The sequence below is a fragment of the uncultured Aquimarina sp. genome (genome assembly GCF_947492965.1).
Taxonomy (GTDB): domain Bacteria; phylum Bacteroidota; class Bacteroidia; order Flavobacteriales; family Flavobacteriaceae; genus Aquimarina.
This window is the reverse complement of record NZ_CANLOZ010000005.1, coordinates 331,226-346,792: the sequence shown is the minus strand read 5'-3', so window position 1 is coordinate 346,792 and position 15,567 is coordinate 331,226. Positions and strand designations below refer to the sequence as shown.

The 15,567-nt window shown below is 32.9% G+C and carries 13 protein-coding genes; 3 read left to right on the top strand and 10 right to left on the bottom strand.

Translation table 11 applies throughout. The features are described from left to right. Window positions 1-30 precede the first annotated feature (30 nt). From Q1B37_RS15045 to Q1B37_RS15035, 3 genes are read right to left on the bottom strand one after another with little or no spacing between them, the layout of a single operon-like run. Window positions 31-3,450, bottom strand: a complete 3,420-nt coding sequence (locus Q1B37_RS15045) for a T9SS type B sorting domain-containing protein (protein ID WP_299899732.1) — start codon at window positions 3,448-3,450, stop codon at window positions 31-33. 26 nt (window positions 3,451-3,476) lie between these two features. Next, entirely contained in the window at window positions 3,477-4,316 is an 840-nt protein-coding gene (locus Q1B37_RS15040) for an ABC transporter permease (RefSeq protein ID WP_299608058.1), read from the bottom strand. Between the two features lie 4 nt (window positions 4,317-4,320). Beyond that, a complete protein-coding gene (locus tag Q1B37_RS15035) occupies window positions 4,321-5,220 on the bottom strand; it encodes an ATP-binding cassette domain-containing protein (RefSeq protein WP_299899730.1) in 900 nt (299 codons plus the stop codon). Window positions 5,221-5,383: 163 nt separating this feature from the next. Here Q1B37_RS15035 and Q1B37_RS15030 point away from each other — a divergent pair, with 163 nt between their 5' ends. After that, entirely contained in the window at window positions 5,384-6,451 is a 1,068-nt protein-coding gene (locus Q1B37_RS15030) for a hypothetical protein (RefSeq protein WP_299608053.1), read from the top strand. A gap of 156 nt (window positions 6,452-6,607) precedes the next feature. Here Q1B37_RS15030 and Q1B37_RS15025 read toward each other — a convergent pair whose 3' ends face one another. Further along, the gene (locus Q1B37_RS15025; protein ID WP_299899728.1) at window positions 6,608-8,164 is read right to left on the bottom strand and encodes a tail fiber protein; all 1,557 of its coding nucleotides are present in this window, start codon (window positions 8,162-8,164) and stop codon (window positions 6,608-6,610) included. 243 nt (window positions 8,165-8,407) lie between these two features. On the opposite strand from Q1B37_RS15025, the gene Q1B37_RS15020 reads away from it, so the two are divergent. Continuing rightward, window positions 8,408-9,100, top strand: a complete 693-nt coding sequence (locus tag Q1B37_RS15020) for a hypothetical protein (RefSeq protein WP_299899726.1) — start codon at window positions 8,408-8,410, stop codon at window positions 9,098-9,100. A gap of 9 nt (window positions 9,101-9,109) precedes the next feature. On the opposite strand, the gene Q1B37_RS15015 is transcribed toward Q1B37_RS15020, so the two are convergent. The 6 genes from Q1B37_RS15015 to Q1B37_RS14990 all read right to left on the bottom strand — a co-directional run bounded on the left by Q1B37_RS15015 (window position 9,110) and on the right by Q1B37_RS14990 (window position 14,412). Beyond that, window positions 9,110-10,168, bottom strand: coding sequence for a nucleoid-associated protein (locus Q1B37_RS15015; RefSeq protein ID WP_299899724.1), 1,059 nt, complete (start codon window positions 10,166-10,168; stop codon window positions 9,110-9,112). A gap of 83 nt (window positions 10,169-10,251) precedes the next feature. Next, a complete protein-coding gene (locus tag Q1B37_RS15010) occupies window positions 10,252-10,608 on the bottom strand; it encodes a four helix bundle protein (RefSeq protein WP_299899723.1) in 357 nt (118 codons plus the stop codon). Window positions 10,609-10,681: 73 nt separating this feature from the next. Beyond that, window positions 10,682-11,191: a hypothetical protein gene (locus Q1B37_RS15005; protein WP_299899721.1), complete on the bottom strand. Its 510-nt coding sequence runs from the start codon at window positions 11,189-11,191 to the stop codon at window positions 10,682-10,684. A gap of 43 nt (window positions 11,192-11,234) precedes the next feature. Continuing rightward, a complete protein-coding gene (locus tag Q1B37_RS15000) occupies window positions 11,235-12,275 on the bottom strand; it encodes a COX15/CtaA family protein (protein ID WP_299899719.1) in 1,041 nt (346 codons plus the stop codon). Between the two features lie 33 nt (window positions 12,276-12,308). Continuing rightward, window positions 12,309-13,739, bottom strand: coding sequence for an HD domain-containing protein (locus Q1B37_RS14995; RefSeq protein WP_299899717.1), 1,431 nt, complete (start codon window positions 13,737-13,739; stop codon window positions 12,309-12,311). Between the two features lie 103 nt (window positions 13,740-13,842). After that, complete coding sequence (locus Q1B37_RS14990) at window positions 13,843-14,412, bottom strand: L-threonylcarbamoyladenylate synthase (protein ID WP_299899715.1); 570 nt, start codon at window positions 14,410-14,412, stop codon at window positions 13,843-13,845. Between the two features lie 195 nt (window positions 14,413-14,607). Between Q1B37_RS14990 and Q1B37_RS14985 the strand changes: the two genes are divergently transcribed. Then, the gene (locus tag Q1B37_RS14985) at window positions 14,608-15,543 is read left to right on the top strand and encodes a hypothetical protein (protein WP_299899714.1); all 936 of its coding nucleotides are present in this window, start codon (window positions 14,608-14,610) and stop codon (window positions 15,541-15,543) included. Window positions 15,544-15,567 lie beyond the last annotated feature (24 nt).

Here is a 15,567-nt window from a genome sequence, read left to right as displayed (position 1 = left end):
CTCAAATAGAGTATAAGTTTTAGGGAAAGTTTATCGTATGAGAGAAAAGCTTCCGGTTCTCACCCTTCCATCATCTAATTCTACCCGATACCAATATTCACTAGAGGGCATTAAAGCACCACTGTAAGTTCCATCCCATCCATTACCAGAAGGGACTAGCTGCTTTAGAAGTTTACCGCTTCTATCAAAAATATATATGATAGAATTGCCTAGTACTTGAGCAGAAATACCTTTTACATTCCAGGTTTCATGAAACCCATCTCCATTAGGAGTAAAGTATTTAGGAAATCCAACTACAGAAATATCCTGAGTAGCTTCAGGACCACATCCATTTTTATCTCGAACATAAACCGTATGAAAACCGGGCGGAACATCTATAAAAGTTGGACTATCCTGATATGTTCTGATACTACTCCCGTTAAAAGCAATAGCATATTCATAATCCCCAGATCCAGATACATTGATGGTTATCGTATTATTATCTGAAGCATCATTAATTTCTATAGGTTGGATAATAGTTGCAGGTGTAGAAAGAGAAACTGTTACGGTTCTCATTTTATCACAATTTGTTATGCGATTAGTTACCAGGACTTCATAAGTTCCTTCTTGCATTATGCTAATAGTTTCAGAGGTTTCACCAGTAGACCATAAATAATTAAAATCATTAGGGTTAATTCCAGGTTGGATACCAGCATTAATAGATACGCTTTGATTTGGACATATAATCACATTTTCTTGTTCTTCTATATCAGGTAATGGATTTACAAAAAGAGTAACTTCATTAATACCGAAACATTGATTTAAATTATCTTCTACTCTTGCGTATAAAACATCCTGACCTTGGGTGCCAGGGGTTGTATTGGTATATATACTAATAACATTTGTCTCGCTAAGTGCATTTTCAATAGTTTCATAATACGCAACAGAAAGGTTCGGATTTCCTATTCCAGAAAGTACTTGCACGTCAGCTTCTGTAAGATCAAATTCTCTGAATCCATCTTCAATACCATCATCATCACAAAGAGTTAATGTTGCATCATTTGCAGAAGTTGTACTCACTAATAAATCTAAGGTTGAAATTCTAAAACATCCTGTAAGATCATCAATTACTCTAACGAATAATTGCTGATTTGCAGTGGTATTTTGATATGTATTCGTATTAGTAATAGACGATGTGCCTACATCAGCAGAACCCATATCTTCAAAAAATAGAACAGAACGATCCGGAGTTCCACCAGTAATTTGGTCTATTGCTTCGGTCAAGTTGAATAAAGTAATACCATCATTTGTATTTAAATATTCATCACATTGAGATAAAAAAGTATTATTGGCAACAGGCAATAAATTAATGGTAACTGGAATTTCAAACGTATCAAAACAGGCTGTATTCAAATTATTTTCAAGTCGTGCATAAACGGCAGGCATGGTATTAGATAATACAGCATTTGTTGGGTCTATTATTGAATTTGTGTTATTCTGAGCATCGATTAATGTTGTATGATAACTTAAAGTAAAATCAGCAGTACTTTGACTTCCATAGATATCATTATTGACTGTAGTTAAATCATAAATAATCATTCCATTGGTATCATCTCCATCATCAGCATTATCACAAGATATGATTGGATTTGTAGCGAAAGCAGTTGGGGTATCAAAAACTTCCACCTGAAAACTAGCGGTATCATAACAATTAATATTCCCAATATTTTCTATTCTAATCGCAATGGTCTGTGGATTTGTCTCCGTTGTGAAGTTTTGTAATAATTCATTTACATTAGCATCGGCATCTGCAATGGATCTAAAATAACGAATTTGGAATTGATTTGGATCTTGTGACCCTAGTATTTCTGTATTATAAAGAGAAAGGTCTAAGTCTGTAATCCCGTTATTATCATTATCACAAATGTTTTCATTAACCGGAGTATTTTGTACAGCAGGTACTTCAAAAAATGTAACGTTTGCAACACCTACCAGTGGACAGCTACCATCATTAAGATCTACTTCTAATCTATAATTGCCAGAAGTTGTTATGTCTAAGAAAAAAGTATTATTTGGAATTTGAACGTCATTTACAAACCAAGTATATGTTGCTGTTGTAATATCCTGATGTGTTAATCTGTAAGTGTCTCCATCACAAAGGACAAGATTTACATTGTTTGGATCACCGCTATTGATGATATCAATTGTTTGGGCAAAAATTGATTGAATAAAAGGGGGTAATCCTATTCTGGAACCTCTTCCTCCATCTATGTTAACTAATAAGCCTTGATCTCTGTACGTAACATTTGCCGCTATCGCTTCTGGATTTTCAATAACTCCTAAATAATTTCCTGTACCAGAATCAAAATCATATAAAGCTCTATATATTCTTCCATCTGGACCTAGTTGTAATGCTCCTGCACTGAAATTAGAAGTGTTTTGTCCATTCTCATTAAGAATTCTTGTACCACTTGCAGCAATTTGGTTATCAGGTAGGGTAAGATCAAATTGCATTAGAAATCCATCACCAAATCCACCACTACCTTCACCGATGGTAGTATAAAGGCGTTCACCGCTTTGTGAAAATTCAATACCATAAGGCGCATCTCCATCGTATAATTCAATTTCATTACTAACAATTCCAGTACTATTATCGAAATCATAAAATAATACTTTTCCAGGACCGTCTCCACCTGTTACAGTAGTTAATCCAAAATGTACCACAGCCAATTTATCTCCTTCTGGCGAAGCTTTTAGATATCCTAAGGCATTCCTTCTGTATCCTGAAATAGGAACCGTAACCCCGACTTGCGAAGTAACGGGAGTGGTATTTACCCCAGTTTGATCTACGCTAAATGCGTAATATGTATCTATAAAATGAGTGATTACCCAAAACGAATCACAATCATCACTTTTGACCGCTGTAATTTTTTCAGAACACCTATATAAACTTTCTTGGGTATCTGCCGTATTATATGTAATTAGAGGTAGGTTTTTTTGCCCACTAACTACTGCTCCATTTCCTCCATCTAAAGACATATCTACTACCGAATATAATAAACCATCATTTACACCATCTCCATCAGATGTGTTGGTGTCATTATCAGCATTAAAATGATGAGGTTCGTCAACCGTAAAAACAATATAAATATTAGGAGTATTGGGTTGTGGTACAATTAAAGCAGAGGAGGTACTGGAGGTATCTCCTCTTAAATCTGTACCATTCTGCATGATCGTATGATTTCTAGTAAAAATCGTTGACCCATCTGTGTAGAAAAGAAGATTTCCTGTAGCATCAGATATAGTGGTACAACCCTCCAAAGTATTTATTCGTCCATCTGTAAGTGGAGTAGGAGGTGTTGTACTAAAATTTATCCCAGCGTTTTGACCGAAATACCAGTTGTTAGCTTCTCCTTGTCCAAATAAAGAGATGCTTAAAAAGAAGGAAAGGATAAATATTTTGTATTTCATGAGTTGAGTTGAAAAACTCAAAGATATTACAAATCTCTCTTTTTAAGAAGATAATATGAAAGTCTCACAAATATTGCTGTCCAAACTAATACGATTAGTATCTCATACCAGTGTACTGCATAGTCTCTCTGGAAGTTTTCACCTAGTTGATTCGCAGCAGATTGTATGAAATTTAATCTTGTTATAGGTTCATTTATTAAATTAGACATACTATCCAAAGGTAAAAATGGTATTATTTTATCGATGATGTCTGAGTCGAATTTCCATTTTATCAAACCAGAGAACAATCTAAAAGCCCCTTCGATAAGTTGCCAGAAGATTAAAAATCCTAAAGCAAATGCAGAGCGTTTAATGAGAATTCCTAAAAACATACAGAAAGAAAAGAAACCTACTAGCTTTAGGAAATACGCGAAAATAAATTCTAAATCAGAAAATATAATAGATACTTCGTTATAGTCTGAAAATACTAATCCAAGTATAAGAGAAACTAGGAATAAGAATATCGTAGAGACTAAAGAAAATAAAACTACTGTAAGAAATTTAGAAGCTAAAAACTCTTTTTTGCTTAATCCATCTATTAAATTTTGTTTTAAAGTTCTGTTAGAGTATTCATTAGCCATTATGGAAACGATAACAATAGCTAAGAATAATTTTAACCAAGCAGCAATCCAAGAGTTGAAGTGCCAGATATAAGGAAAGTTAAAAATTCCTTGATCTGCTAATCTAAAATTAACTCCACCAAAACTAAATTCATAGGAAGCGATTAGAGAAATTAATAAGATTAAAACAAAATATGTGATCGTCAACACCTTCGCCGACTTATTGTATCGTAATTTTTGAAATTCTATATTGAGTAGTCGTAACATGGCTTTAGTTTATATTGTTGGTTAATTGTAAGAATTGTTCTTCTAAACTTTCTTTTCGTTTTACAAGATGTGTTAACGTAATTCCAGCTTGGTGTAATTGCTTATTCAGACTTTCAGCATCCAATTCTCTATTTAGGAATGCAACAATTTTGTCGTCTTCCTCTTTTACGTTTCCAAAAATATCTTGCTCTGATAACCACTTAATGAGCACACTGTTTTGATTACTATTTAATTCAAAGAAACCATGACTAGCGTTCATTTCATCTACGGGACCAGAATATAGTTTTACTCCTTTTCGAATAATAACTACATGGCTACATACTTTTTCCACTTCATCTAATAGGTGAGAAGCTAATAAAATAGTAGTTCCCTGTGAAGCGATAACTTTTATGATTTCTCTGATCTGATGAATTCCTTGTGGATCTAGTCCATTAGTAGGTTCATCAAGTATTAGAATCTCAGGATCGTTTAGTAAAGCAGAAGCAATCGCTAATCTTTGTTTCATACCTAAAGAAAACGTTCTGAACTTACTATCCTTACGGTCCAAAAGACCTACTAATTCCAGTTTTTCTTCGATTTTATTTGTTGAAACCCCCTTGATCTGACATACTAGTTTTAGATTTTGTGCTGCTGTCATGTAAGGATAGAAATTTGGACGCTCGATAATAGCTCCTACCTTTTTTAAGGCTTCATGGGTAGAAGTAGATCCATCGAACCAAGTAAAGTCTCCCGAACTTCTATTTACTACATTAAGAACAATACCTAGGGTAGTGGATTTACCGCTTCCGTTAGGTCCTAAAATACCGTATACGTTTCCTTTTTTTATGGTAAAGGAAAGATCATTAACGGCTGTTATACTTCCGAATCTTTTGGTAAGATTCTTCAAGGTTAAAATGGTTTCCAATTGTGATTATTTTTTGGTGGTTATATTAAACTAGACGACTACACTAAGATTTTGTTACAATAAAAAATGGAATCTTAGACTTTAAAGGTTTTTACAATGAATATTGGAATAAGGTTGTTGAAGTGTGTTTCTTTTGTAAATTGCCACTAGAAAGTAGTTGCGTATGGATGAGAAATTGATGTCTAAAAAAAAACCTACCTATCCGATCAATGATAGTTTAGATAGTTATTTAAAGGAATGTAATCGTAAGATAAAAATCCCGGTATTTTATGATGATTTATTGCGGTTTTCAGGTTCGATTGTAGTGTATGATAACAATGATGAAGATACTTTATGGGTGCGTGTATATTATGAAGAACATGAGCGGCCAGAGATTGAATCTAGCCTAAAAAAAGTATACACCATCTTACATTCTGATGGTAATGAGGATGCGATTGAATTTTTAAATATTGATGCGATTGATTATTGTACGTTTGGAAATTCTAAACCGTTTAGAGTACGAGTTCGAAATATATTAAATGATAACTATACGTACATTTATGTAAAAAAAGCAGATGCATCTCGTATTTATGGGTTGGAATTAGAGCATATGTTCTCACCAAATAGAATTAATTTTTTGGTATATAAAAACACATTGATCGAAGAGCATATTGCAGGCATTCCTGGTGATGTGTTTATCAAAGATTTCTTGCCAGACCTAAGTGACCAGGCAAAAGCACAAATTGCCAAGGAATTTGTAAAGTTTAATGAACGTTGTCAAATGCGTTTATTGGGGGATATGCGTTCTTATAATTATGTGATTATCCCAATTCATGATTTTGATCATGTGCAGTATCGCATACGAGCCATAGATTTTGATCAACAATGTTTTGAAGGGAAATTAAAAGTATATCAACCACAATTCTTTAAAGAAAACTTTGATATGGTGGATATTGTTTTAAATAGGTTACAACCAAATTCAATTGAACAATACAAGAAAGAAGAACGTTCTGTTTTGGCAAAAAGGATATTAAATTCTAGATCTCGTTATGAAACGTTAATTGCTTGTATGTGTGCTGATACGATTTCTACCGAAGAACATTTAAAAGAACTACGAGAACATCTTTATAATTTTACACTGGATCTAAAATTTCGTAGAAGTAAATCCATGGGCGAAGTACTGAAAACTGCATTGGATTTTGTAAGAAGAAATTATGAAAATGTAAATATGAATCGATTGTTGGAAAGGTGATGGAGGTCGTACGTCCAGTGTTAGGTGATGGAAGTTTAAAGTCGGAAGTTTTATATCGGATGTTTATTATTAGATTTTTGAAGTCAGAAGACGGATGTCAGAAGTCTAATTATGTATTACACTCCTGACATCGGATATCCAACATCTGGCCTCAGACTATTTTAGTCTAGCTTCTAGCGCAGCATTTTTCTTTTTAAGTGTTTCTACCTCTTTTAGGAGAAAGTCCGTCTTTTTATTCTGTTCAATCATATAAAGTGTTAGCTGTTCGATTTTTTCGAGTAATTTTTTGTTCATTTCTCCTAATTGGATACCATTTTCAGCTACTTCTGCTGCCGAAGGGATATTTTCTAAATGTCCTTGTTCTGAGATATGTTGTTCTACTTCTTGTAGTGTAGGCAAATTATAGTCCTCTTCAAAGACATAATCTGGCCAGCCTACTAAATCTACTTTTACTTCTTGAGTATGAATATTACCGTTTACGGCTAATTTAGCATCGGGACTATTTGTTCCAATTCCAACATTTCCGTTTCCATTAATCTTTAATAATCTATCCCCATTAGAGTTCAAAAAATGAAAGCCTCTATTGGTAGATAATTGTTCTTGAAAGTACATACCTCTATTTTGCTCTCCAGATGATTGCGCATCATAATACATTTGACCATAGTTATTACCAAATTCAAAAGCATTACTACCATCAGAGGAAGAATCCACAGAAATTGAACCATTTACTATTTTAAGCTTTTCAATTGGATTTGTTGTACCAATTCCGACATTCCCATTAGCAGTCATGGTCATTAATTTTTGATCGAAATTAGTCCATTGAAACAGTGGACGAGTAGCAATTCCTTGATCGTTAGAACTTCTTCTAGTATCAAATCGCATCATACTACTGCTACCATTATTATCATTAACAGCATCTGTAGAAGCTATAAATAATAATGATGAAATATTACTAGATTGTACGTTTCCTTTGATTAAAGGTAGAAATCTGTTAGCACCGCCTGTAGCATTGGATACTTGCAAATAATCAGAAGGAGCATCAGAAACGCTCATCTTCATAAAGCTTTCTGTTTCTCCACTATTTGATTTTATCTCTAATTTTGACCCAGGATTAGTAGTTCCTATACCTATGTTTCCAGAAGAATTGATAAACATTCTGTTATCTGCGCCATTTGTTCTAAATGTTAAAGAATTATTTGCATTATTGTATCTGAATCCGCCCATAGCACCACTATCTCTATCACCAAAGTAGAAACTAGCTCTTCCTTCCGTTCCTGATATTACGTTAATTGAGGAATAATAGCCTGCTGAAGCATTTGTTTGAAATGTAGCTATGTTACCAGAAATTACTGGAGCAAATCCTTGACCAGAAGTATGTACTACATGAAATTTGGAGGTTGGATTTGAAGTTCCAATACCAAAATTACCTGCACCATTTAATCTTGCTCTTTCGATACCACCACTTAAGAAAAGAATAGAATATTTATTGTTTTCATTTTCACCAGCATCCAAATAAATATGGTCAAATCTGGATTTAAATAACCATTTCCCAGGAAATGTACCGCCAAAACTATGGATTCTATTGAAACCTCCATTTGCACTTGGAAATTGTAACTGATGTAACCCCATATTTAAATCTTGAGTTTGTGTTTGAGCTTTTAAACTATAAATAGCTCCAATAATTAAAATGATGAATGCAATATTTTTTCTCATGTTTTTTTGATTATTTTTAATTTGCAGCATTTTAGACTCTGAAAAAAATGGCGCTTTTATATACGTGTCATTTGATTACTAAATGTTACCCTAAAAATTTAAGTTTTTCTTTTTTTGTTAAAAATCAGGCGGCAAAAGTAGGAAAAATGGATTGGATTAGGGTTTCGTTTTTAAAAGGAATTGAAGCGGTGTTTTTTGTAACAAAACAACATTAATTGTCACTTATATATAAAGTGTATTTGTATGAAAATAAATCCTTGGGCTTTTGGTGGTTTGTTTTTATTGGTATCCTATATTTGGATGTATCATAATTTTGAACTTCCTACCTTTTATCCTTTTGAGAAAACGGGAACGGTCAAAGCAGTTGCTTTTCAAGCTAAATTAGTAGTTCCTAGATTGCCTGGTATTGGAGGTGAGCATGATCAAATCGTACATTTTATCTATAAGATTGACAATATAGTATATGTGTCTAAACATAGAGCATATAGGTCTGGACAGTTTCAGGCAATTGGAGATTCTTTATTAGTTCGATATAGTGTAAATGATCCACAAAGAACAGATCCAACTCGATATTATCATAATGTATCTAGCAAACCAAGGTATAATTATTTAAAAAAAAGTTTTTTACATACAAAGTCAAATGGGTACACAGCATTGGATCTACATGCCAATATATTTACCTATGAAGATTATGGTGCATACGGTAAGCTCTTGACAAAAACTACGGGTACTTATATCATACAAGATTCTACACTTGTTTTGACTCCCTTAATTTATTATCGGAAAAGGAAAGTTGAGGATACTATAATAGAAGAGCCCAAACCGATGAATGAAGATTTTGAAAAAATCTACATAAGTAATTTTATACAAAACCCTAATGGCAATCTTATTGAGATAAATACTAATCTTACTTTTAACCTAGCGGGTCAGAAATAAGTGGTTTGGTTAGTCTTTTTGCTCTTTGTTAAAATATACCAAGTAGTAATACATTTGCTTTTCCTCATCCCAACCTTTTTCTACAAACTTTTCTGCAGATTCTGGATTAATAAAATCCATTTTAATTTGGATATTCGTATCTAGGTTAATCGTGTTTTTGATCTTTTTCCTAGCTGCAGAAACTGCAGTATTAGCAATAGGAAATTCTGTAAGATCTTCGATATGATATTTTGGAGCCTTTTCAGTTTTGTAATGTTTAAACTCGGGAATTAGATCCGGATTATCGATTACTTCATTTAAAAAAGCAGATTCTTCGAAGGTGTCATTTTTGGCAAAGTGATTTACAGCACGATTCATAAACATCACCTCTTCTTTCTTATCTTCTGCGGGTAGTACCACATCTTTAGCAAAATCCTGGCAGAATTTCATATACTTCTTGGTGTAAAAATTTTCATCTGCAAAGGCTTCCACTCCTAAGAAATGCTCTAACCAATATTTAGTATCATAACGGTTAGAATCAACAGAAAGAATTTTGTATCCTTCTTCTTGTTTATGATTAAAAATTAAACACCCTTTGTCTAATTTATTTAGATTTACACCTTGTTGATGCAGTAGTTCTATATTCGCTCCTTTCTCTGCAAACTGAAGGAAATCATATTTCAATTCTGACTTGAAAATCCCTACGGCATTTGTTTTTTCATTATCTATAGAAAGATTCTCTAAATACACTACATAGACTTCTCCACTTTTGATATGCGGATGTTGGGATTGTTCATATAAAAGGGAAGCAATTCTCTTTGATTTTTCGTGAGCCGAAGATGGGTTATTGAATATTTCGGTAACGATTTTATATAGCGGATTAAATTCTACATCTACCTCATTGGTAAACTGAAAGTAATTCTCCTCTTTTTCTCTAAACGGTTTAAAAAAGTATTCCTTTAATAAAGCGGTTAACTCGTCATTAAGTGTATAAGGAGTATCGGATAGAAATATGTTTTCATTTCTACTCTTGTTACCTATTTTGTGAATCGATAGCGATTCAATTTGGGTGCTATATAAATTGATCATTTTTTTGTTTTAAAGTGACAAAGCTACTAAGAAGTAAAGTGTCAAAGATTAAAAAAGTCTAAAAGAGCAAGTTTCAAAATTATTTATGAATCTTTAATTTTTCTAATATAACTTGAAAGCATACGCTCTATTTCTCTAGTGTTTTCGTACAATAAATTAAAATCATTTTCTTTTAAGAAAGAAAGATTTTTTCCAATTTCTAATTGTGTCTGGACTTCAAATAATGAACTAATCGCAATGTTTAGAAATCGGATATATTCTTGTTTACTCTCTCTACCATAACCTTCGGCGATATTACTAGGTATTGAGATGGATGCTCTTCTTATTTGAGAAGTCAATCCATATAACTCTTCTATTGGAAATGATTTGGTTTTATCATAAATATTAATAACTAAAACTATTGATTTTTGCCAAATTTTTAGGTCTCTAAAAGTGCTCATTAAATTTTATAGTTAAATATTGGAGCTTTATACCTTTGTACCTTAGGATCTTTGAAACTTTAATACTTAAGATTTAATTCCAATGTTCATCAAAACCTAATTCATCATAATCATCAAGGTCTAAAAAACCTTCCCCTTCATCATCTTGGTCCAAATTATCCGCTTTAAACTCTTTATCGGGCGCATTATCCGGTATTTGTCCGTGTACGAACATTACATTAGGATATTCTCTTCCGTTTTCATATTCAGCAATTTCCGCAAGCTCAACCAAAAATGTCCACATGCTTAAGAAGTCATAGACATAAATCAATCTAGGCGATGCCTCGTGTACCACATCGATTAATGTTGTTTCGTTCATTAATCGTACTGGCTGATTACCATCACTCATATCAAAAAGAGATATCTCTTCTCCTTGATTCCATTGCTCATCACTTATGTAAAAAGATGCCATTTCCATGCCATCAAAACCAAAGGATTGATTAATAACATTATGAAATTGCTCTAATGTAGCGTCTTGTTCGATTTCGATATCTCTAAATACGTCTTCTTCTGTATCTAGGATAATTCTGAAACGGTAAACCATTCTTGTTTAATTTGGATTGGCAAAGATACAAACTTGTTTGTGACTATTTTAAATTTTCAGAGGTCAATCCCTTTTTTTTAAACACTTCGAGTAGGATATAAAACTGAATTCCAAATAGTAAAGATGATATCACTAAATGTAAGGGTTGTGAAAGGAAAGGGAAATCAAAATAATACATTAAAATTCCAGTAAACGCCTCTAAACCGATAAAGGCAATGACCCAATTTAATTTAGATAATCCAAGTTGCATTTTGTTATTATACCACAACAGCCATAAGTTAATCAACACGATGAGGATAGAAAATGATCGATGAATATAAAAGTTCATTGTAGGTGGATCTAACCATTGAGATTTTGCTAGTTCACCAACAATTTTGATTTGTTCATCCACATACTGTCTCACCTGAGTTCCTAAAGCAACCTGAATTAAAGTAAGTACAGCAGAAAAGAATAATATATTTTTAAAAGTTGAACTTATTTTGAATGTTGCAGTTTCCTTTTTTGTAAGAAATAAAATGTAAAGTAATATGGCTAGTATTATAAATGCCACTAACATATGCACTGTAATTCTTAGCGGAAGAAGATTAGAATCTACTACTATTTTACCTAACCAAGCTTGAAATGCCATTGCTATAATGGTGAGTCCTGCATAGAGTGGTATTTTTCTCTTTTCTTTCCAGAACCAAAGTGAAAGAATAAACATTAAAAGAATAGGGATTCCAGATACTACCGTTACTAATCGATTAATATATTCGATCCAAGTATGCCATACATTAAATTTTGCGTAGTCGTGTTTTGTATATGATTCCCAATTTGTTGTTTCATATGTTGCTGAAGATGTGAAATCTTTATTGGCAATTCTTAGCTCTTCATTTACTATTACAATAAAACCTTCCTCATACTCATGATTGGGTTTCCATTGTATTTGACTTTCTTCGGTAGGAGGGATATAATATCCGAAGCATTTTGGCCAATCCGGACAACCCATTCCAGAACCCGTCATTCTTACTACTGCACCAGCAATAATAATCAAATAAATCAGTACAACAGATGTAATTACAAGAGATCTAAAGTATTTTTTCATGTATTAAAATTGAGAATCCAAGTTTTAAAGTCTTTAAGTAGTTACGTTTTTTAGCCCTAATTCTGCTCCTTTTTTTATCATAAATTGAAACGCTGCTTCATGTTCATTCGGAATATCTCCTTCTAGTATTGCTTCTTTTATCGCTTCTTTTATAATTCCAATTTCTTTAGAAGGTTTTATGTCAAATGTTTTCATGATTTCTTCTCCACTGACTGGAGGTTGAAAATTTCGAATATGATCTCGTTCTTCTACCTCCACCATTTTCTGACGAACAATTTTAAAATTGTTATGATATTTTTTAAAACGTTTCGGGTTTTTGGTTGTAATATCGGCTTCGCAAAGCGTCATTAATTCTTCGATATAGTCGCCAGCATCAAACACTAATCTCCTAACAGCAGAGTCCGTAACATCTGATGCAATCACAATTGGTCGAGAGCTCATTAAGACCATTTTCTGAACAAATTTCATTTTATCATTCAGAGGCATTTTTAATCGTTTAAATAGTTTATAGACCATTTTAGAGCCTACAAACTCATGACCATGAAAAGTCCATCCAACTTTTTTACTAAATCTCTTAGTAGGAGCCTTTCCGATATCATGTAATAGCGCTGCCCAGCGTAACCATAGATCATTCGTGTTTTCTGCAATATTATCTACTACTTCTAAAGTATGGTAAAAGTTATCTTTATGTCTCTGTCCTTCTACTTCATCAATACCTTTTAGCGCAACTAATTCTGGTAATATATATGGCAGTAATCCAGTTTTTTCCAGAAGTAAAAACCCAATAGACGGTTTTTCACTTAATAAGATTTTATGGAGTTCGTCTACAATTCTTTCTTTGGTAATTATTTTAATACGATCTTTATTCTTGGTAATGGCTTTTAAAGATCTTTCTTCTATCTTAAAATTAAGTTGTGTAGCAAATCTAATGGCACGCATCATTCTTAGCGGATCATCAGAGTAGGTAATATCTGGATCTAATGGTGTTCTGATGATTTTGGATCGAAGATCTTCTAATCCATCGAAAGGATCTAAAATATTGCCAAAATTGTCTTTAGAAAGACTTAATGCCAAGGCATTGATCGTAAAATCTCTTCTGTTTTGATCATCTTGCAGCGTTCCATTTTCTACAATAGGATTTCTACTATTTTCTCGATAAGATTCCTTTCTGGCACCAACAAACTCCACTTCTATATCTCCCGCTTTTAGCATGGCAGTTCCGTAGGTTTTAAAGATTTGAATTTTGGGTTGGTGAGGAAGTAATTTAGAAACTTCTTTTGCTAGTTCGATACCACTACCAACTGCTACTATATCAATATCCTTTGCAGATCCTCGTTGTAAAATATAATCTCTTACAAAACCTCCAATGACATAACTGTCTAATTCAAGATTGGATGCAGCTTGGGTTATCGTATTAAAAACAGCATGTTGTAATGCTTCTTTGTAATTATTCTCTTCCGACATGAATCAATATACTCGATAATCGAGATTTTAAAGTTTCGAGGGTATTCTCGAAATCAACAATTGTTCTTATAATATATACCTGGTATACAAAGGTGATGAAACTTTATTTCCTTATAATTTTAACGGTACTATCTCCACCGATTTTTATAATAGAAGAAGGTTTAGCATCTTTATTTTGTAAAGGCAAATTTACGACATAGTCAACGCCTTCCAAAATCTCTTTACTCATTTCTTGCAGGTTTCTCGGAGTCGGTTTGCCACTGATATTTGCTGATGTAGAAACAATAGGCCTTTTAAACTTTCGTATCAATTTACTGCAAAATGGATCTCTCGCTACTCTTATTCCAAGTGTGTTATCTTTTGCGATTAGATTTTCAGCAACTCGTAAAGGTCTATCATAAATAATTGTAGTGGCTTTTGTCGCATATTTTAGAATGTCATAAGCCACTTCGGGTACTTCCTCTACATATTGCTGTAACATTTTAAAATCACTTACTAGGCATAATAAAGCTTTGCTGTCCGCTCTTTTCTTTAGTGAATATATTTTATCTACTGCCTCCGCATTAGTGGCATCACAACCTATTCCCCAAACAGTATCAGTAGGATATAAAATAAGTCCTCCTCTTTTAAGAATTTCTATTGTCTTCTCTATTTCTATTTTTTGATCTTCCATTGATTTTATGAGATAGTACTATTAAATATTGGATACTTTTTGTAGGAAACGTTAAAGTAAATGTAAATACAATTTTTTTGTAGTAACATCTTTTTGACTCAAGTAACATGATGATGTAATTGGCCAATTACTAAAATTTCCTGAATGCATAACAGGGCAGTTTTATGCAAAAATAATTTTAAAACCTAAAACAAAATGAAAAAAATCATTTTTTTATTAGCCATTTCTATCGGATTAATTTCCTGTGAAAAAGAATCTTTTGAACCTATTGAGAATAATACAAATTTAGAATCAACAACTAAAGAAGATATTTTTGTTTTTAAGGATTGGGAAGAATTTCGTGATCTTTATGACAAGTTTTCTAGCTTAGATACAGAAGAGTTGCAAGCTGTTTCTTTTTTTACTTACGATAAGAACCCAAATATGTCTTGGGCTTTTCAAGGAATATTAAATAAGGATAATCAATTTATTGTTGCGGATAAAACAATTTGGGTAGATAATGGTAAATTTTATGAACTTGATGGTCATAAAGCATTAGCGGAACAAAAATCTAATAAAAATTTACTTAAACAGGTTGGTTCTGTTTCCCAAGCTCCGATTGCTTCTTCATCCCAAGGAAATTTGGCAAAAACCGTAGCGATATCGAACCAGCATCAATTTAGAAAACAAAAATATATTGAAAATTGTGGTGCGGGAATCACGCAAGGTCCTTCGCCAAGAGCTTTTAAGTATGTGCATGAAGCTTTTGCAGAGACAATAAGTTATGGTTCTCCCCTCTATCGACAGTATCTGTATCGTTTATCTTTAAGAGTTAAATTGGAGTATAACCATAGAGGAAATAGCTGGAGAGCTTCTGGAGAAGGAAGAGATATAGAGATTAGATTAACAAATAATTCATTTCTTACCAATCACCTTGGACAAAATTTAAATACTGGAGGAGGATCTACGGTTATTAGAAATATTACTTTTTCGAATTCTTGTCATTCGGACAAACAACAACTTCTTAGTTCAATAAATGCTGCAGGTCCAATTCCAAATTCTTTTTGGAGTGTGAATGTAAGCGGAACCGTTACAGAAAAGATGTTTGGAGATGTAGAAAGTAATCGTTGGAAAGATACTATCAATTGGTAGTTTGTTTTCTAAACCATTAAAAAT